The organism is Variovorax terrae, assembly GCF_022809125.1.
GTDB lineage: Bacteria > Pseudomonadota > Gammaproteobacteria > Burkholderiales > Burkholderiaceae_C > Variovorax_A > Variovorax_A terrae.
The window spans coordinates 13,645-30,570 of the sequence record NZ_JALGBI010000002.1 but is presented as its reverse complement, the minus strand read 5'-3'; the positions used below and the strand labels follow the sequence as shown (position 1 = coordinate 30,570).

At 68.4% G+C, this 16,926-nt stretch carries 20 protein-coding genes; 5 read left to right on the top strand and 15 right to left on the bottom strand.

Annotated elements, in window-relative coordinates:
* Positions 1-10: 10 nt before the first annotated feature.
* Genes atpA through MMF98_RS15425 form a run of 6 tightly spaced genes read right to left on the bottom strand, consistent with a single transcriptional unit; the run spans position 11 to position 4,361 of the window.
* Positions 11-1,564, bottom strand: a complete 1,554-nt coding sequence (gene atpA / locus MMF98_RS15450; protein WP_243307496.1) for a F0F1 ATP synthase subunit alpha — start codon at positions 1,562-1,564, stop codon at positions 11-13.
* Between the two features lie 47 nt (positions 1,565-1,611).
* The gene (locus MMF98_RS15445; RefSeq protein ID WP_243307495.1) at positions 1,612-2,142 is read right to left on the bottom strand and encodes a F0F1 ATP synthase subunit delta; all 531 of its coding nucleotides are present in this window, start codon (positions 2,140-2,142) and stop codon (positions 1,612-1,614) included.
* Between the two features lie 11 nt (positions 2,143-2,153).
* Positions 2,154-2,624, bottom strand: coding sequence for a F0F1 ATP synthase subunit B (locus MMF98_RS15440; protein WP_243307493.1), 471 nt, complete (start codon positions 2,622-2,624; stop codon positions 2,154-2,156).
* A 39-nt stretch (positions 2,625-2,663) separates the two neighbouring features.
* Entirely contained in the window at positions 2,664-2,912 is a 249-nt protein-coding gene (gene atpE / locus MMF98_RS15435; RefSeq protein WP_011827793.1) for a F0F1 ATP synthase subunit C, read from the bottom strand.
* A gap of 54 nt (positions 2,913-2,966) precedes the next feature.
* Positions 2,967-3,848, bottom strand: coding sequence for a F0F1 ATP synthase subunit A (atpB, locus tag MMF98_RS15430; RefSeq protein ID WP_243307491.1), 882 nt, complete (start codon positions 3,846-3,848; stop codon positions 2,967-2,969).
* Positions 3,849-3,863: 15 nt separating this feature from the next.
* Positions 3,864-4,361: an ATP synthase subunit I gene (locus MMF98_RS15425; protein WP_243307489.1), complete on the bottom strand. Its 498-nt coding sequence runs from the start codon at positions 4,359-4,361 to the stop codon at positions 3,864-3,866.
* Positions 4,362-4,534: 173 nt separating this feature from the next.
* Here MMF98_RS15425 and MMF98_RS15420 point away from each other — a divergent pair, with 173 nt between their 5' ends.
* From MMF98_RS15420 to lipA, 5 genes are read left to right on the top strand one after another with little or no spacing between them, the layout of a single operon-like run.
* Entirely contained in the window at positions 4,535-4,981 is a 447-nt protein-coding gene (locus tag MMF98_RS15420; RefSeq protein ID WP_243307488.1) for a CopD family protein, read from the top strand.
* 26 nt (positions 4,982-5,007) lie between these two features.
* Positions 5,008-5,895 (top strand): D-amino acid aminotransferase, encoded by an 888-nt coding sequence (locus tag MMF98_RS15415; RefSeq protein WP_243307485.1) that lies wholly within the window; start codon positions 5,008-5,010, stop codon positions 5,893-5,895.
* Complete coding sequence (locus MMF98_RS15410; RefSeq protein WP_243307483.1) at positions 5,892-6,206, top strand: YbeD family protein; 315 nt, start codon at positions 5,892-5,894, stop codon at positions 6,204-6,206. The genes MMF98_RS15415 and MMF98_RS15410 overlap by 4 nt, the downstream gene beginning before the upstream one ends.
* Positions 6,207-6,209: 3 nt before the next feature.
* Positions 6,210-6,908: a lipoyl(octanoyl) transferase LipB gene (gene lipB / locus MMF98_RS15405; RefSeq protein ID WP_243307481.1), complete on the top strand. Its 699-nt coding sequence runs from the start codon at positions 6,210-6,212 to the stop codon at positions 6,906-6,908.
* A gap of 4 nt (positions 6,909-6,912) precedes the next feature.
* Positions 6,913-7,893: a lipoyl synthase gene (gene lipA / locus MMF98_RS15400; protein WP_243307478.1), complete on the top strand. Its 981-nt coding sequence runs from the start codon at positions 6,913-6,915 to the stop codon at positions 7,891-7,893.
* 73 nt (positions 7,894-7,966) lie between these two features.
* Here lipA and MMF98_RS15395 read toward each other — a convergent pair whose 3' ends face one another.
* The 9 genes from MMF98_RS15395 to MMF98_RS15355 all read right to left on the bottom strand — a co-directional run bounded on the left by MMF98_RS15395 (position 7,967) and on the right by MMF98_RS15355 (position 16,914).
* Positions 7,967-8,464: a hypothetical protein gene (locus MMF98_RS15395; protein WP_243307477.1), complete on the bottom strand. Its 498-nt coding sequence runs from the start codon at positions 8,462-8,464 to the stop codon at positions 7,967-7,969.
* A complete protein-coding gene (locus MMF98_RS15390; protein ID WP_243307475.1) occupies positions 8,461-10,320 on the bottom strand; it encodes a caspase family protein in 1,860 nt (619 codons plus the stop codon). The genes MMF98_RS15395 and MMF98_RS15390 overlap by 4 nt, the downstream gene beginning before the upstream one ends.
* Positions 10,313-11,926, bottom strand: a complete 1,614-nt coding sequence (locus MMF98_RS15385; protein WP_243307474.1) for a CHASE2 domain-containing protein — start codon at positions 11,924-11,926, stop codon at positions 10,313-10,315. Before MMF98_RS15385 ends, MMF98_RS15390 begins: the two co-directional genes overlap by 8 nt.
* A gap of 93 nt (positions 11,927-12,019) precedes the next feature.
* Positions 12,020-12,541: an OmpA family protein gene (locus MMF98_RS15380; RefSeq protein WP_243307472.1), complete on the bottom strand. Its 522-nt coding sequence runs from the start codon at positions 12,539-12,541 to the stop codon at positions 12,020-12,022.
* 84 nt (positions 12,542-12,625) lie between these two features.
* Positions 12,626-14,389 carry a phosphoenolpyruvate--protein phosphotransferase gene (gene ptsP / locus MMF98_RS15375; protein WP_243307471.1) on the bottom strand — a complete coding sequence of 588 codons (1,764 nt, stop codon included), beginning with the start codon at positions 14,387-14,389 and terminating at the stop codon, positions 12,626-12,628.
* An 81-nt stretch (positions 14,390-14,470) separates the two neighbouring features.
* Positions 14,471-14,740, bottom strand: a complete 270-nt coding sequence (locus MMF98_RS15370; RefSeq protein ID WP_243307469.1) for an HPr family phosphocarrier protein — start codon at positions 14,738-14,740, stop codon at positions 14,471-14,473.
* Complete coding sequence (locus tag MMF98_RS15365; protein ID WP_243307466.1) at positions 14,709-15,158, bottom strand: PTS sugar transporter subunit IIA; 450 nt, start codon at positions 15,156-15,158, stop codon at positions 14,709-14,711. The genes MMF98_RS15370 and MMF98_RS15365 overlap by 32 nt, the downstream gene beginning before the upstream one ends.
* Positions 15,155-16,393: an MFS transporter gene (locus MMF98_RS15360; RefSeq protein WP_243307464.1), complete on the bottom strand. Its 1,239-nt coding sequence runs from the start codon at positions 16,391-16,393 to the stop codon at positions 15,155-15,157. Before MMF98_RS15360 ends, MMF98_RS15365 begins: the two co-directional genes overlap by 4 nt.
* Positions 16,390-16,914 (bottom strand): hypothetical protein, encoded by a 525-nt coding sequence (locus tag MMF98_RS15355; protein WP_243307463.1) that lies wholly within the window; start codon positions 16,912-16,914, stop codon positions 16,390-16,392. The genes MMF98_RS15360 and MMF98_RS15355 overlap by 4 nt, the downstream gene beginning before the upstream one ends.
* Positions 16,915-16,926 lie beyond the last annotated feature (12 nt).

Sequence of the window (16,926 nt, the reverse complement as noted above, 5' to 3'; positions counted from 1 at the left end):
CAGGTGGAAATCAAGCAAAGGTCTTCTTGAATGCGCCCACAGCGGCAGTCAGCTCGGCCTCGGCGTCCTTGTCCATGGCCTTGCTGTCTTCCAGCTTGGCCAGCAGGGCGGCGTGCTTGTCCTTCAGCCAGGCGTGCAGGCCATGCTCGAATGCCAGGATCTTCTTGACTTCGACGTCGTCCATGAAGCCCTTGTTCACCGCGAACAGCGAGGCACCCATCAGGCTGATGGGTAGCGGGCTGTACTGGGTCTGCTTGAGCAGTTCGGTCACGCGGGCGCCGCGGTCGAGCTGCTTGCGGGTGGACTCGTCCAGGTCGGAGGCGAACTGCGCGAACGCAGCCAGCTCTCGGTACTGCGCCAGGTCGGTACGGATACCGCCGGACTGGCCCTTGATGATCTTGGTCTGGGCCGAGGAACCCACGCGCGACACCGAGATACCGGCGTTGATGGCGGGGCGGATGCCGGCGTTGAACAGGCTGGTTTCCAGGAAGATCTGGCCGTCGGTGATCGAGATCACGTTGGTCGGCACGAACGCGGACACGTCGCCGGCCTGCGTTTCGATGATCGGCAGCGCGGTCAGCGAACCGGTCTTGCCCTTGACTTCGCCCTTGGTGAAGGCTTCGACGTAGTCGGCGTTCACGCGAGCGGCACGCTCCAGCAGGCGGCTGTGCAGATAGAACACGTCGCCGGGGTAGGCTTCGCGGCCCGGCGGGCGGCGCAGCAGCAGCGAGACCTGGCGGTAGGCCACGGCCTGCTTGGACAGATCGTCGTACACGATCAGGGCGTCCTGGCCGCGGTCGCGGAAGTACTCGCCCATGGTGCAGCCCGAATAGGCCGACACGTATTGCATGGCGGCGGACTCGGAGGCCGAGGCGGCCACGACGATGGTGTATTCCATCGCGCCGGCTTGCTCCAGTGCGCGCACCACGTTCTTGATGGACGACGCCTTCTGGCCGATGGCGACATACACGCAGGTCATGTTCTGACCCTTCTGGTTGATGATCGCGTCGATCGCCACGGCGGTCTTGCCGGTCTGGCGGTCGCCGATGATCAGCTCGCGCTGGCCACGGCCCACGGGCACCATGGAGTCGATCGACTTGAGGCCGGTCTGCATCGGCTGGTCCACCGATTTACGCGCGATCACGCCGGGAGCGACCTTTTCGATCACGTCGGTCATCTTGGCGTTGATCGGGCCCTTGCCGTCGATCGGCTGGCCCAGGGCGTTGACCACGCGGCCGATCAGCTCGGGGCCGACCGGCACTTCCAGAATGCGACCCGTGCACTTGACGGTGTCGCCTTCGGAGATGTGCTCGTATTCGCCCAGAATCACGGCGCCGACCGAGTCGCGCTCGAGGTTCAGCGCCAGGCCGTAGGTGGCGGCGCCGTCCTTGGTGGCGGGGAATTCCAGCATTTCGCCCTGCATCACGTCGGACAGGCCGTGGATGCGGACGATGCCGTCGGTCACCGAGACGACGGTGCCCTGGTTGCGGATGTCGGCGCTGACGGCCAGCCCTTCGATGCGGCTCTTGATCAGTTCGGAGATTTCTGCGGGATTGAGTTGCATGACTCTTTCCTTCTTTCGTTAAATTGCCAACAGCTCAAGCCTGGGGCTCAGGCAGTGAGGGCCATTTTCATTTGTTCCAGACGGGCCTTGACGGAGGTGTCCAGCACCTCGTCGCCCACCACCACGCGAATGCCGCCGATCAGCGCCGGCTCGAGCTCGACGCTCACATTGAGCTTGCGGCCGAAGCGCTTTTCGAGCGCGGCAGCCACATCGGCCAGCGCCGCGCCGTCGATCGGGAAGGCGCTGTACACGACCGTGTCGGACGAGCCGCTCTGCGCATTCTTGAGCGCGCGGAACTGCGCGGCGATCTCGGGTAGCGCGGCCAGGCGGCCGTTCTCGATCACGGTGCGCAGGAAGTTCTTCGCCGTGTCGGGCAGGGCCGACTTGGCCACCCCGGCCATCACGTCGAACACCTGGTTCACCGTGACCTTGGGATTGTCGGCAAACTGCTGCAGCTGAGGGTTGGCGGCGATCTCGGCCAGCTCACTGACCCAGGCGGCCGTGCCGCCCAGGTCGGCACCGGCAGCCTTGAACAGCGCTTCGGCGTAAGGACGGGCAATGGTGGCAAGTTCAGCCATGGTTGTCCCTCTTACAGCTCGGTCTTCAGGCGATTCAGCAGATCGGCGTGGACGCCCGCATTGACTTCCTTGCGGAGAATCTGCTCGGCGCCCTTGACCGCCAGCGCGGCCACCTGCTCGCGCAGGGCTTCGCGGGCCTTCACGGTCTGCTGTTCGGCTTCCACCTTGGCAGCGGCAACGATCTTGTTGCCCTCTTCGGTGGCCTTGGTCTTGGCTTCTTCGACAATCGCCTGTGCACGGCGCTCGGCATCCGCCAGGCGTGCAGCCGTCTCGTTGCGCGACTTGGCCAGTTCGGCCTCCACGCGCTGGTTGGCGGCGGACAGCTCGGACTTGGCTTTGTCGGCGGCAGCGAGGCCGTCGGCGATCTTCTTGGCACGTTCGTCGAGCGCAGCAGCGATGGGTGGCCACACGAATTTCATCGTGAACCACACCAGGATCGCGAAAACAATCGCCTGGACGAACAGGGTTGCGTTGATGCTCACAGCAACACCCTTTCAGTCAGTTGATGGACAAGCGAACGATTACTTCAGCACGAAGGGGTTGGCGAACGCGAACATCATCGCGATACCGACGCCGATCAGGAAGGCGGCGTCGATCAGGCCGGCCAGCAGGAACATCTTGGTTTGCAGTTCGTTCATCAGCTCGGGCTGACGGGCGGCCGACTCGAGGTACTTGCTGCCCATGATGCCGATACCGATACAGGCACCGATGGCGCCCAGACCAATGATCAGACCAGCGGCGAGTGCGACAAAGCCGAGTACGTGTTCCATTTTTTTGCTCCTGTGGATGGAAGTTGGTGAGTTGAAAGGGAAGGGAAAGGGAAATCAGTGGGCGTCGTGCGCCTGGCCGACATACACCAGCGCCAGCATCATGAAGATGAAGGCCTGCAGGGTGATGATCAGGATGTGGAAGATCGCCCAGACGGTGCCGGCGATGATCTGGCCGATCGGCAGCAGCACGCCCGACAGCGACGCGGCGGCGGCGCCGCCCATGAGGGCGATCAGCATGAACACCAGCTCGCCGGCGTACATGTTGCCGAACAGTCGCATGCCGTGCGAGACGGTCTTGGCGATGAATTCGATGATCTGGAACACGAAGTTGAACGGCCAGAGGATCGGGTGGCCGCCGAACGGAGCGGACACCATTTCGTGCAGCCAGCCGCCCAGGCCCTTGATCTTGATGTTGTAGACCAGGCAGACCAGCAGCACCGAGACCGACAGGCCCAGCGTGGTCGACAGGTCGGCCGTGGGCACGACGCGCAGGTAGGCATGGTGGGGGTCGTGGCCAGCGGCGCCATAGAACAGCCCCCAGACCTTGGGCAGCAGGTCCACCGGCAGCAGGTCCATGGCGTTCATCAGGAAGATCCAGACGAACACGGCCAGCGCCAGCGGGGCCACCAGCTTGCGGCTGTTGGCGTTGTGGATGATGCCCTTGGCCTGGCTGTCGACCATCTCGACCAGGATTTCCACGGCGGCCTGGAAGCGGCCCGGCACGCCCGCGGTGGCGGACTTGGCGGCTTTCCACAGCAGCAGGCTGCCGACGACGCCCAGCAGCACGGCCCAGAAGATCGAATCGAGGTTGAAGACCGTGAAATCGACAACGCCCTGCATCGGCTTGTTCTGCAGATGCGTCAGGTGGTGAGCGATGTACTCACCGGCGGTCGGGCCTGCGTGGGCCAAATTCTCTGCAGCGTTTTCAGCAGCCATCTGTTTGCTCGTCTTTTACGTCGTTTTACGTTTCGGGCGAAATGCGTCCTTGAACACAAGCGCCACCCAATACACCTTCATCGTCGCCACCAGGCCGATCAGCATTGCTGGCCAGCTCAAGTGGGCAACCAGCCTTGGCGCCGCAAACAGCATTGCGACCGTCAAGGCAATCTTGACCATTTCCCACAGCAGGAAGCTGAATGCCGCGGCACCCGCCCTCTGCCCTGCCGTGCCGACGGAAGACACGCGGCTCATCAGCCCCCGCGCGAACAGGGCAGCGGGAATCACCACTGCCAGCGCGCCGTATCCGGCCGACCAACCTATGTTTTGCCTCCCGGTCAGGCCCCAGGCGGCCAATGCCACCAGCAGCCCCACCACGACCTGCCCCGCAACCACCCGCCAAGGGGAAACCGGCGGATCCTTTTCGCGCAGCTGCTGCGCCTCTTCGGCGGTCAGCGGCTTGAAATCGGGCACCTCTGCATCCACCTCGGGAACTGGAGCGATTGTTGTCATTTCAAATTACGCTCAGGTTACGGCCCGAAATTTCTACAAAGCCATTGATTATAAGTAAAAACCCGCAGCGTCCAACCATTTCCGTGCGACCCGTCGGATAAGCCGCCCGATCGCAGGTGTTTTGCGTGCCGCGTCACAATGGCCGCGCCCCCGCAACTCCCCCGAAGACCGCCATGGACAACCTGCTCAAGCTCCTGCATCTCGCCGCCGCCATTTTCTGGATCGGAGGCATGGCGTTCATCATGCTGGCGCTGCGCCCGCCGGTCGCGGCGCAGCTCGAGGCGCCGGTCCGCCTGCCGCTCATGGCCGCGGTGCTGGGGCGCTTCTTCATCGTGGTGTGGGTCAGCATCGCGGTGCTGCTGCTCACGGGCACCCTGATGCTGGCCGCCGTCGGCATGAAGGCCGCGCCGGCGGGCTGGCACGCCATGCTCGGCCTGGGCGTGCTGATGATGCTGATCTTCGGCCATCTCCATGCCTCGCCCTACCGCCGCCTGAAGCAGGCCGTCGCCGCGCACAACTGGCCCGAGGCGGGCCGCCGGCTGGGGCAGGTGACGCTGCTGGCCAAGATCAACCTCGGGCTGGGCTGGCTGGCCATCGCGGCGGTGCTGCTCTGGAAATGACGCCGCCCCCTGCCGATAATCAGGCCATGAACACCCTGCCCGACCTCCCCTGCTACCTCAACGGCGAGTTCACCTCGCTCAAGGACGCGAAGATCAGCGTGCTGGACCGCGGCTTCATCTTCGGCGACGGCGTCTACGAGGTGGTGCCGGTGTATGGCGGGCAGCCGTTCCGCTTCGCCCAGCACATGGCGCGGCTCGACCGCAGCCTGCGCGAGCTGCGCATGGCGAACCCGCTCACGCACGCGCAGTGGCGCGAGATCGCTCTCAAACTGATAGCAGACTTTGCCCGATCCACGGGGACCTCTGCCGAAAAATCCGATCAACTGGTGTACATCCAGGTGACCCGCGGCGTGGCCATGCGCGACCACGTGATGCCGCAGGACATCCCGCCCACCGTGTTCGTCATGACCAACGTGATGAAGCTGCCCACCGAGGCGCAGCGCAGCCAGGGCGTGGCCTGCGTCACGGCCGACGACTTCCGCTGGCAGAAGGCCCACATCAAGAGCGTGAGCCTGCTGGGCGCGGTGTTCGCGCGCCAGATCAGCGCCGACGCCGGCGCGCTGGAGACCGTGATGTTCCGCGACGGCTTCCTGAGCGAGGCCGCGGCCAGCAACGTCTGGGTCGTGAAGCACGGCGTCGTCATGGGGCCGCCCAAGGACCATCTGGTGCTCGAAGGCATCCGCTATGGCCTGATCGAGGAGCTCTGCCGCGCCGGCGGCATCGGCTTCGAGCTGCGGCGCCTGGCCCGCAGCGAAGTGTTCGGCGCCGACGAGCTGATCCTGTCCTCGGCCACCAAGGAGGTGCTGCCCATCACCACGCTGGACGGCCAGCCGGTTGGAAACGGCCGCCCCGGCCCCATCTATGCCCAGTTGCACGCAGGTTACCAGTGTGCCAAACAGGAGCCCAGCCCATGACCACGACCCCACTGACCCCGGCCGCGACCGAGCCCTCGCCCACCGATCCGCGCCGCGACTCGCTGATCGAGTACCCCTCGAAGTTCCCCATCAAGGTGATGGGGGCCAAGGCCGACGGCTTCGTGCACGCCATCACCGAGATCGCGCACCGGTTCGACCCCGACTTCGACGCCTCGACCATCGAGCTGCGCGACAGCAAGGCCGGCAACTACCTCGGCGTCACCGTCACCGTCACCGCGACCAGCCGCGAGCAGCTCGACGACCTGTACCGCGCGCTGACCTCGCACCCGATGGTGAAGGTCGTGCTCTGACGCATGGAGCTGTGCGTCAAGGGCCGGGTCGACTACCTGCCCACCTACCAGGCGATGCAGGACTTCACCGCCTCGCGCACCGGAGACACCCCCGATGCGCTATGGATTTGTGAGCACCCGAGCACCTACACACAAGGACTTGCGGGCCAAAGCGGCCATATCCTGGTGCCCGGCGCGATTCCGGTGGTGGCCACCAACCGCGGCGGCCAGGTCACCTACCATGGCCCCGGCCAGGTGGTGGCCTACCCGCTGCTCGACCTGCAGCGCGCGGGCTACTACGTCAAGGAATACGTCTACCGCATCGAAGAGGCGGTGCTGCGCACGCTCGCCCACTACGGCGTGACCGGCCACCGCGTGGCCGGCGCACCCGGCATCTACGTGCGGCTGGACGACCCGTTCTCGCACGCGGCGCTGACCGGCCCGCGCGCGCCGGTCGCGGCGCGCCCTGGCGAGCCCTCGCCCGGCGACCCGTTCCGCGGCCTGGGCAAGATCGCCGCCCTGGGCATCAAGGTCAGCCGCCACTGCACCTACCACGGCGTGGCGCTCAACGTGGCGATGGACCTCGAACCCTTCTCCCGCATCAACCCCTGCGGCTACGCCGGGCTCGCAACCGTCGATCTTTCTACAATCGGCGTATCAACCACCTGGGACGAAGCTGCGGGCGTGCTGGGCCAGAAGCTCGGCACCTACCTCGCACCGTGATCTGATGAGCACCACCGAAGTCGTGCGCGAAGCGCAATCCGTCGAAACCTACAACGCCTCGGCCAAGCAGAAGGCCGCGGCCAAGCTGTCGCGCATCCCCGTCAAGGTGGAACAGGGCGAGGTGCTCAAGAAGCCCGAGTGGATCCGCGTCAAGGCCGGCAGCCCGAGCACGCGCTTCTACGAAATCAAGCAGATCCTGCGCGAGAGCAACCTGCACACGGTCTGCGAGGAAGCCTCCTGCCCCAACATCGGCGAATGCTTCGGCAAGGGCACGGCCACCTTCATGATCATGGGCGACAAGTGCACGCGCCGCTGCCCGTTCTGCGACGTGGGCCATGGCCGGCCCGACCCGCTGGACGTGAACGAGCCCGAGAACCTGGCGAAGACGATCGCCCGGCTCCGGCTCAAGTACGTGGTCATCACCAGCGTGGACCGCGACGACCTGCGCGACGGCGGCAGCGGCCACTTCGTCGAGTGCATCCGGAAGACGCGCGAACTCTCGCCCGGCACGCAGATCGAGATCCTGGTGCCCGACTTCCGCGGCCGCGACGACCGCGCACTGGAGATCCTCAAGGCCGCGCCGCCCGACGTGATGAACCACAACCTCGAAACCGCGCCGCGCCTGTACAAGGAAGCGCGCCCCGGCAGCGACTACGCCTTCAGCCTGAACCTGCTCAAGAAGTTCAAGGCCCTGCACCCGAACGTGCCGACCAAGAGCGGCATCATGGTGGGCCTGGGCGAAACCGACGAGGAAATCCTGCAGGTCATGCGCGACATGCGCGCGCACGACATCGACATGCTGACCATCGGCCAGTACCTGGCCCCCAGCACCAGCCACCTGCCGGTACGCCGCTACGTGCACCCCGACACTTTCAAGATGTTCGAGGAAGAGGCCTACAAGATGGGCTTCTCGCACGCCGCCGTGGGCGCGATGGTGCGTTCCAGCTACCACGCCGACCAGCAGGCGCACGCCGCCGGCGTCTAGGGCCTCTGTTCATCGGCGCGGCGGTGCGGGGCACGCGCGCGCTGAAAACGTGTTTACGTTCTGAGGCCGCGGATCACTCGACCTCGACGCGCAGCTCGCGCTCGGCCACGCGCTGCTTCTCGTCCTGCACCTGCAGCGTGAGGCGGTGCCGGCCGGCCGGGATCTGCGCGTTCTCGAGCGAGAAGCCCTCGGGCGAGACCTTGACGTACTTGGTGATGCGGCTGGTGATGTCGATCTTGAGCGCGCCGTACATCACCTTGAAAGTGGCCGGGTCGATGGCCGCGTCGTTCTGGGCCTTGAACTGCACCGTGATCGGGAACGGCGCCTTGACCTTGAGGTCGGGCGCCGGCTCGGGCTTGAGGATGTCGATCTGCGGCACCACGGCGCGCGGGCGCAGCGCGGGCGGCTCGTTGAAGCCGTCCTCGCCGCGAAACTCGCGCGCCTCGGCCGGGCTCACCAGCCAGCCGCCGGGCAGCGGGCCGATGGCACCGTTTTTGGAGTCATTGGGGCTCTGGGTCCAGGCGGGCTGGACAACGAGCGCTATCAAAAAAGTAGCAACCAGGGATTTCATTTCACTTCCTCCACGGACAGCATCGAGGCGCCAAAGGCGTCGGAACACAAGGGGTTGTTCTTGCGGGCGGCCGGGCTCGCGCATTCCTGGCCGCTCACCATGCGCGAGGTCGACAGCAGGGCCCCCAGCCGGGCCCGGCCCTCGGCGTCGTTGAGCGAGGACACGAACGGGCCGGCCTTGGAGGCGGCCAGCGGGGTCAGGTCGCGCGGGCCGTCGCTCACCAGCACCAGCAGGTTGTCGATACCGGCCGGGCCGCCGGCCTTGACGCGCCAGTTCGGGCGCGGCAGCAGCAGTTGCTGGCCGGCCTCGAGCTTGTTGTTCTGGTCCAGGTCGTTGGGGAACAGCAGGTAGACCGATTTGTTGTCGGATCCGGCCAGCGCCACGTACACGTAGCCGGGCCGGTCGGACTGCACCGAGAAATCGAGCGCGTCCTGACCGATGCGCAGCTTGTTCTTGCCAAGCGTCACCTGCACGCGGCGCTTGGCGTCGCGCTGGTCGAACATCTGGCGCAGCGCCTGCGCGCCGGTCAGCGGCGGCGGCGCGGCGGCGGTGGGTGCGGCCGCCACAGGCGCTGCGGGCGCCACGGTGGTTGCAGGAGCGGCTGCCGCCACCGGTGCCGCCGGCGCGGCGGCCGGCAGGGCCTGGCCGAACCAGGCCGGCACGAAGCCCGCGTTGCCCGACAGCGTGAGGTTGTGGGGCTTGAAATTCGCGTCGTTCTGCATGCGCTTGTTGATCTTCTCCTGCGCGCACTGCTTGATCTCGTCGATGCTGATGGCGCCCGAGTCGTCCAGGTCGCGGGCGTCGCGCAGCATGCAGTCGCGCATGAACTGGGTGGCCAGGCCGCCCTTGAGTTCATCGTCGAAGCTGATCTCGTTGTCGCGCGAGGCCGAGAGGTGGATGATGTCCTGCGGCAGCGCGCCCTTGGCGGTGCTCTCCACCAGCAGGTTGCGCGTCTTCACGTTGACCGGCCGCCCGCACTCCTCGGAGATCGCGGAGAACTTGGGCCGCAGCAGGCCTTCGTCGTTGGCGTTGGCCAGCCCGCGCGTGCGCGCGCCGGAGGCCAGATTGACCAGGCCGCCCGAGTGGCAGGCGTCGTACATCACGAACAGCTTGTCGGTCTTGCCGGTGATGGTCTTGAGCAGGTCGGCCATCTCGCGGTTGGTGATGGTGCCGCTCTGGCCGCCGTCATAGGCCAGCAGCGCCTCCACGCAGCCGCCGGCGGCCGGGTCGTTGTAGCGCGTGCCGTGGCCCGAGTAGTGGATGAACACGCGGTCGCCGTCCTGCACCTGGGCCGTGAGATCGGCCAGCGCCTTGCGGATGTTGTCGCCGGTGGCCTGCTCGTCCTGCAGGTAGCGGATGTTGGACTGCGGCACCTGCATGGCCTGCGCCATCTGGGTGGCCGACTGCCGGTCGATGCGCGTGCCCGGCAGCGACGGCGTGGCGGGATCGGCGTAGCGGCCGATGCCGATGATCAGCGCATGGCGGTTGGCGCGCGGCGGCAGGCTGCGCACGCCCAGCGTCAGGGCGGTGTTGCCGCTGGCCTCGCGGCCGCTGCTCACGCTGGCCGCGGCCGAGCTGCCGGCCTGCAGGTTGACGGCGCTGGCGCGCACCCAGCCGGTCTTGCCGGCGCTCTCGACCTGGGCCCAGCCGCCTTCGATGCCAAGCACCCGCAGCGTGGTGCCGGCGGCCAGCGACGACAGCACCGGCGACGAGCCGAGCTTGTCCGCGCGCAGCTCGGTGGCGCGCAGCGCCGTGGTGGTCTGGGCATGGCTGCACAGCCCCGCCAGCAGGCCGAGCAGGGCGAGGAAATACCTGGGAGCGAGCTTGGATGTCATGCCGGTGTGTCTTTCAGCCATGGGTTGTACCCGGATTTTGCAGGGCCGCCCATGCCATGAATGTGGTAGTGGCCAGGGCCTCGCGCCCGTCGCCGGGCCCGGCCGGCACCTGCACCGGCACGGGTTCGCCGCTGCGCTGCGCCAGCCGGCCCAGGGCGGGCTCCAGCGCGGGCCGCGCCGCCTGGAGCGCCTCGCGCGAGCCCACCACCGCGGCGCAGCGCGCCAGCTCGGGCCAGCGCAGCCGGCCGGGCCAGACGTAGTGGGCGTCGAGCACGATCACGCGGCAGCCGGGCGCGTGGCGCTCCACGGCGTCGAGCAGGCGGTCCAGCGCCGAGTCCACCCAGGGCGTGGCGCGCAGCCAGGGCCAGACCCACAGGGGCCCCGCGCCGGGCGCCGGCGGCAGGCACCAGTACTCGCGCCGCAGCCGGTTCCAGTACCGCAGCACCGCCAGGAACACCAGCGCCACGCCGGCCGCCAGGCTCAGGTCCACGAACACCGGCGAGCCGTTGAGCGTGAGGTAGCTGATGCCCAGCAGCGTGGCCGGCAGCACCAGCAGGGCCGGCGCCAGCGAGGCCACGGAGCGCACCTGCACCCACAGCGCGATGCCGGCGCACAGCAGCACGGCCAGCAGCGCCTGCAGCCAGCGCGGCAGTTCGGCCAGGTGGCGCTGGTTGACCGCGTTGTCGATCACCGTCGCCAGCGACTCCACGCCGGCCTGCGTGGCCGACAGCGGCGCGGGGTGAATGTCGTGCAGGCTGGGCGCGGTGGCGCCGATGATGACCAGCTTGCCCGCGAAATCCGGCACGGCGCCCAGCGGCCGGCCGCCGTCGGCCTGCGCGAACACGTCGGCGAAGCTCACGCGCGGGTAGCTCTGGGCCCGCTTGCGCCAGGCGATCAGCGCGTCGCGGTCGGCCGGGGCGGCGTCCTGGCCGGGCGCGGGCTGGAGGCTGCCGGCCACCGAGCGCGCGATCGACTGGATCACGCTGCCGTCGGGCAGCTGCTCGAACGCGCGGTAGCGCCGCAGGATGCCGTCGTTGTCCGGGTAGCCGTTGTTGAAGCCCAGCCGCGCGGCCGCCACCGCCGGCAGCGCCGGCGCGATCAGCGCCACGGTGGCGCTGCCGTCCTGCGGCGTGAGCCACAGCCCCGGCAGCTGGGCGCGCGTGATCTGGCTCGCGCCATCGTTGGCCCGGGGCAGCCGCACCACGGAGAAATGGCTGCGCGGGCTGCGCCGGACGGCCTCGTTGAATGCCGCATCCCCGCCCGGGTTGAGGCGGTCGGGGTCGGAGAAGATGATGTCCCAGACCAGCGCCGCCGGCTGCTGCTTCTCCACGTGATCGAGCACCGCCGCCAGCGTGTCGCGCGGCCAGGGCCAGCGGCCGAACTCGCGCCCCATGCGGGCCAGCGAGGCTTCGTCGATGTCGATGATCACCACGCGCGGATCGGGCGCGGCCGCGTGAAAGCGCGCGCGCACCATGGCGTCGTAGGTGGACTGCGCCAGCCCGCCGCTGACGTGCAGCACCATCACGTCCAGCACGGCCCACAGCGAGAACAGCGCCGCCAGGCCCCAGGTCACGCGCCGCGCGGGCAGGCCGCCCAGCGGCAGCAGGATGGAGCGCCAGCGCTGCATCAGCGCCGGGCCGCCGGCCCCGCCGGGGTTGCTATATTTTTCATAGCACTCATGAACCGCGCCGCCTGGACCTTGGGCTGTTTTGACTGGAAATCAGTCGAGATTGACGATGCGCACGCGCCGGTTCTCCGCGGCGAACGGATCGGCGGCATTGGCCGGCTCGCTCGAGCCCTTGCCGGCCGCGGTGAGGCGCACCACGGCCACGCCCTGCTGCGCGAGGTAGTCGCGCACGGCGTCGGCGCGCTGCTGGCTCAGGCGCTGGTTGTAGTCGGCGCGGCCCTTGGCGTCGGTGTGGCCTTCGATCACGAACTTGGACGCGGACAGCTCGCTCGACTGCAGCGCCTGCGCCAGGTTGGCCAGCGCCTGCTGGCTCTCGGGGCGCACGCGCGCCGAGTCGAAGTCGAACTGGATCAGCAGCGACAGCGAAGGCCGCGCGGCGGACGCCGCCTCCACCGTGAGGTTGCGCAGGCTGCGCGTGCGCGGCGCCTGGGGCGCGGCCTTGAGCTGCTCGATCATCTGCTCGGCGGTCGGCGCGGGCTGCGCCGCGGCGGGCAGCACCCCGAGGGCCGCCAGCGCCAGCAGCGCCGCGCCCGTGATGCGTGAAATCCTGATCATTGCCACTGCCTCGTCTCCATGGTTCATCCGATTCTCTCTCCCGCCCGCGCGGCCCCCATCCCATGAACGTGGGAGCCCGGCCCCTCAGGGCGCCAGCGCCGCCGCCGGGTCGTCGGACTCGAGCACCTGCCGGGCCCAGCCCTGCAGCCGAGCGACGTCCGCGCGCAGCACCTCCTGCTTGACCGCGAGGATCTGCGCCGGGTGCATGGAGAAGCTGCGCAGGCCCAGGCCCAGCAGCAGCCGCGTGAACACCACGTCGCCCGCCATCTCGCCGCACACGCTCACGCCCTTGCCCTGGGCATGGCATTCGGCGATGGTGTCGGCCACCAGCCGCAGCACGGCCGGGTGCATCGGGTCGTACAGGTGCGCCACGGATTCGTCGGCGCGGTCAATCGCCAGCGTGTACTGGATCAGGTCGTTGGTGCCGATGGACAGGAAATCGAAATGCTTGAGGAACAGCCGCAGCGACAGCGCCGCCGCCGGGATTTCGATCATGGCGCCGAGCTTGACCGGGCCATGGGCCACGCCCTTGTTGTCGAGCTCGGCCCGCGCATGGTCGATCAGGGCCAGGGTGTGGCGGATCTCGCTGCCATGGGCCAGCATCGGGATCAGCAGGTTGACCTGGCCGTGCGCGGCGGCGCGCAGGATGGCGCGCAGCTGGGTCAGGAACATCGCCGGATCGGCCAGGCTCCAGCGGATGGCGCGCAGGCCCAGCGCCGGGTTCAGGTGCGCGTCGTCCTTGAGCGCGCGGTCCAGCGGCTTGTCGGCGCCCACGTCCACCGTGCGGATGGTCACCGGCAGGCCCTGCATGCCTTCGACCGCGCGCCGGTAGGCCTGGTACTGCTCTTGCTCGCCCGGCAGGTTGCCCTGGCGGCCCATGAACAGGAACTCGCTGCGGAACAGCCCCACGCCGACGGCGCCGGCCTTGACGGCGGCGGGCGCATCCTCGGGCATCTCGATGTTGGCCAGCAGCTCGATCTTGTGGCCGTCCAGCGTGACGGCGGGCGTGTGCCGCAGCCGCGACAGCCGCTCGCGCTCGACCTCGCCCTGGCGCTGCTTGTAACCGTACTCGGCCAGGATGATGGGCGAGGGGTCGACGATCACCACGCCGGCATCGCCGTCGATGATGACCCAGTCGTCCTGGCGCATCAGCTGGCTGGTGCCGCGCGCGCCGACCACGGCGGGGATGTCCATGCTGCGCGCCACGATCGCGGTGTGCGAGGTCTTGCCGCCGACGTCGGTCACGAAGCCGGCGAACACGCTCTGCTTGAACTGCAGCATGTCGGCCGGCGACAGGTCGTGCGCGATCAGCACCAGCGGCACATCCACCGTGTCGTCCAGCAGCAGGTCCTGCTGCGTGCGACGGCGCACGGCCGGCGGCGCCACCGGGGAGGCCACGCCCTTCATGTGGCGCAGGATGCGCTCGACCACCTGGTCGAGATCGGCCTTGCGCTCGCGCAGGTACTCGTCCTCCATCTCGTCGAACTGGCGCGCGATCACCTCGAGCTGGGTGGTCAGCGCCCACTCGGCGTTGTACAGCCGCTCGGTGATCCAGTGCTTCACGCCGGTGATCAGGGTTTCGTCCTGCAGCAGCATCAGGTGCACGTCGAGCAGTGCGGTCAGCTCGGGCGGCGCTTCGCGCGGGTCCATCTGCGCGATGGTGTGCTGCAGGCGGTGGATTTCCTCCACCACCGCGTTGCGGCCCGCGCGCACGCGCGCGATTTCGGCCTCCACCTGGCCGGCAGCAATGAAGTAATGCGCCACATCCATGCGGCTGGAGGCCACCAGCACGGCCCGCCCGATGGCGATGCCCCGGGCGACGGCCAGACCCTGGATGCTGAAGGTCATGTCAGGCCCCTGCCGCCGCAGGCCGTCCGGCGCGGCGAATCAAAGGCGGCGCGCGGCGCGCGGCCCGGGCCGGGAGCGGCTTCATTCGCCCTCCCCGAATTTGTCGGCGATCAGGGCCAGCAGGGCGTCCATCGCCTCCTGCTCGCGCTCGCCGATGGTTTCCAGGTCGACCGCGGTGCCGATGCCGGCGGCCAGCATCATCACGCCCATGATGCTCTTGGCGTTCACGCGGCGCTCGCCCCGGGCGATCCACACGTCGCAGGGGAAGCTGCCGGCGAGCTTGGTGAGCTTGGCCGAGGCACGGGCATGCAGGCCCAGCTTATTGCTGATGGTCGTGGTGGTCTTGATCATTCTTCTTTCTTCTCGCCTGATTCTGCGGCGCGGTGATGGCCACCTGCATGACGCCCTGCGTTCCGCCCACCACGGCGCGCGACACCAGGGCGTCGAGCGACTCGTGGCGGTAGTTCACGGTGCGCAGCAGCATGGGCAGGTTCACGCCGGTGATGAGTTTCGATTTGACGCCGTCCACCAGCTTCTGCGCCACGTTGCAGGGCGTGGCACCGAACACGTCGGCCAGCACCAGCGTGTGCACGGTGTGGAGCTGCTCGAGCGCGATGCGCGCGGCCGCCAGGGTTTCCTCGGGCGGCACGTTGGGCTGCACATCCAGGGCCGCCACGCCCGGGGCGCAGTCGGGGAACACATGCAAGGCGCATTGCCGCAGGGCGCTGGCCAGCGGGGCGTGGGCGATGATGAGGATGCTGTTGTTCATGATGGGGCGTGCGCTGCTTGATTATGGCTTCTCGCCAGCAGGAACCAGGCATAGGAGGCCATGCTGAGCACCAGGAACACGCTCATGGCGGCCTGGAACGCGCCCACCGTCGACAGGCCGGCCGCGGCAAAGGCGTCCACCGCCAGGCCGATGCCCCACTGCACCATGAAGACGCCGGCGAACAGCACCAGGTTGTAGGCCGACAGCGCCCGCCCCGCCAGCGGCGCAGGAAAAGCCATGCCCACCGCCGGCTGGGCCAGCGACACGAAGGTGCACGACACGCAGAAAACCGCCCAGGCCCCCGCCCCGGCCTTCTCGCCCGCGACGATGATCATGGCCAGCACGGCGAAGCTCAGGGGCAGGCCCCAGGCGATGAGGCGGTCCACCTGGAGCAGGCGCCGGCGCATCAGCCAGGGCGTCAGCATGCCCCAGCTCCAGAACGTGCAGAGCATCGCCACGTTGATGAAGAACAGGCCCGTGGCGGCCTGCAGCGGCGTGTTGCCGGTCACCTGGATCATCCACGGGCCGGCCCACAGCGTCTGCATCGCCACCATGCCGCCGTAGTTGAAGAAACCAATGGGCATCATGCGCCGGAAGTAGGGGTGGCGCCACACGTCCGCGTAGCCGGCGCGCGGCGCGTCCGCTTCTTCGCCGGCCTCCACGGCCCCCCAGGCCGGCACCTGCCAGGCGATCAGCAGCGAGGACAGCGCGATCAGCAGCGCCAGCCCCCAGAACAGCGGCCGCCAGCCGACCACCGGCATCAGCCACTGCACCGGCAGCGTGGCCGCCACCATGCCCAGCGAGCCGGTCATCAGCATCCACGAGTTGGCGCGCAGCTGCTGCATCGGCTCCAGCCAGCGGCGAAAGGCGGTGAGCGGCGCCATCAGGCAGGCGCTCACGCCGACGCCGCACAGCACGCGCGCGGCCAGCAGTTCGGCAAAGCCGGTGGCCAGCGAGAACGCCACGCAGCCCAGCACCGCGGCCCCGGCAAAGTACACCAGCACCTTCTTCGGCCCGTGGCGGTCCAGCCACTGGCCCAGCGGCAGCTGCATGATCGCGAAACCCAGGAAATAGCCGCCGGCCAGCAGGCCCAGGTCGCGCGAATTCAGCGCAAAGTCCGCCGTCAGCACCGGCGCCAGCGTGGCGGTGATGCCGCGCAGCAGCGCCGAGAAGAAATACGCGATCGCAAAGGCGAGAAACAGGACCAGCGCCGTGCGGCGCGGCAGGAAATTCATGAAAGGCTGATTCCGGAGAAGAAGGTCTCGGCCGCTTCCGGCTCGGGCTTGTCGGCGTACATCACGGCCTGGAAGATGCGCGTGCCCCGGGCAAACCAGACGATCTGCGCGGTCACGGCGCTGCCGTCGGCGCGCCGGCCCGCGGCGCTGACCCGCACAGGCGCGGGCCACCCGTCCGCGCCCTTGATCTCGGCCGCCGCTTCACTCGGCGCGCCCGCCGCCCGCATGTTGGCCAGCGTCGCGGCCTTCCACAGGGCCAGCGCGCCAACCACCTGCCCCGCGTCCCCGGCATCGGTGTAGGCCACCGCGAACGTGGCGCCGCCGGCGTCGCAGCCCAGCATCCGCAACTCCACCTCGCGATCGCCGAACGGCACCCGGCGCGCGCCCTCGTCGGGCTTGCAGGGCAGCAGGACCGTGAGGCCCGCCGGGTCGGCACGGACCTCGCGCCAGTTGAACGTGGGATGGCAGGCAGCCAGCAGCAGGGAGGCCCCGAGGACTGCCGCGGTGAACGGACGGTGCATCACCCGATTATC

What these genes read in the sequence shown, in the direction of transcription:
- lipA (WP_243307478.1), top strand. Translation starts at nt 6,913, where the DNA reads ATGAGCACCACCGAAGTCGTGCGCGAAGCGCAATCCGTCGAAACCTAC.
- MMF98_RS15380 (WP_243307472.1), bottom strand. Translation starts at nt 12,541, where the DNA reads ATGATCAGGATTTCACGCATCACGGGCGCGGCGCTGCTGGCGCTGGCG.
- MMF98_RS15445 (WP_243307495.1), bottom strand. Translation starts at nt 2,142, where the DNA reads ATGGCTGAACTTGCCACCATTGCCCGTCCTTACGCCGAAGCGCTGTTC.
- MMF98_RS15365 (WP_243307466.1), bottom strand. Translation starts at nt 15,158, where the DNA reads ATGAACAACAGCATCCTCATCATCGCCCACGCCCCGCTGGCCAGCGCC.
- MMF98_RS15420 (WP_243307488.1), top strand. Translation starts at nt 4,535, where the DNA reads ATGGACAACCTGCTCAAGCTCCTGCATCTCGCCGCCGCCATTTTCTGG.
- ptsP (WP_243307471.1), bottom strand. Translation starts at nt 14,389, where the DNA reads ATGACCTTCAGCATCCAGGGTCTGGCCGTCGCCCGGGGCATCGCCATC.
- MMF98_RS15390 (WP_243307475.1), bottom strand. Translation starts at nt 10,320, where the DNA reads ATGGCTGAAAGACACACCGGCATGACATCCAAGCTCGCTCCCAGGTAT.
- MMF98_RS15360 (WP_243307464.1), bottom strand. Translation starts at nt 16,393, where the DNA reads ATGAATTTCCTGCCGCGCCGCACGGCGCTGGTCCTGTTTCTCGCCTTT.
- atpE (WP_011827793.1), bottom strand. Translation starts at nt 2,912, where the DNA reads ATGGAACACGTACTCGGCTTTGTCGCACTCGCCGCTGGTCTGATCATT.
- MMF98_RS15395 (WP_243307477.1), bottom strand. Translation starts at nt 8,464, where the DNA reads ATGAAATCCCTGGTTGCTACTTTTTTGATAGCGCTCGTTGTCCAGCCC.
- atpA (WP_243307496.1), bottom strand. Translation starts at nt 1,564, where the DNA reads ATGCAACTCAATCCCGCAGAAATCTCCGAACTGATCAAGAGCCGCATC.
- atpB (WP_243307491.1), bottom strand. Translation starts at nt 3,848, where the DNA reads ATGGCTGCTGAAAACGCTGCAGAGAATTTGGCCCACGCAGGCCCGACC.
- MMF98_RS15425 (WP_243307489.1), bottom strand. Translation starts at nt 4,361, where the DNA reads ATGACAACAATCGCTCCAGTTCCCGAGGTGGATGCAGAGGTGCCCGAT.
- MMF98_RS15385 (WP_243307474.1), bottom strand. Translation starts at nt 11,926, where the DNA reads ATGCAGCGCTGGCGCTCCATCCTGCTGCCGCTGGGCGGCCTGCCCGCG.
- MMF98_RS15410 (WP_243307483.1), top strand. Translation starts at nt 5,892, where the DNA reads ATGACCACGACCCCACTGACCCCGGCCGCGACCGAGCCCTCGCCCACC.
- lipB (WP_243307481.1), top strand. Translation starts at nt 6,210, where the DNA reads ATGGAGCTGTGCGTCAAGGGCCGGGTCGACTACCTGCCCACCTACCAG.
- MMF98_RS15415 (WP_243307485.1), top strand. Translation starts at nt 5,008, where the DNA reads ATGAACACCCTGCCCGACCTCCCCTGCTACCTCAACGGCGAGTTCACC.
- MMF98_RS15370 (WP_243307469.1), bottom strand. Translation starts at nt 14,740, where the DNA reads ATGATCAAGACCACCACGACCATCAGCAATAAGCTGGGCCTGCATGCC.
- MMF98_RS15355 (WP_243307463.1), bottom strand. Translation starts at nt 16,914, where the DNA reads ATGCACCGTCCGTTCACCGCGGCAGTCCTCGGGGCCTCCCTGCTGCTG.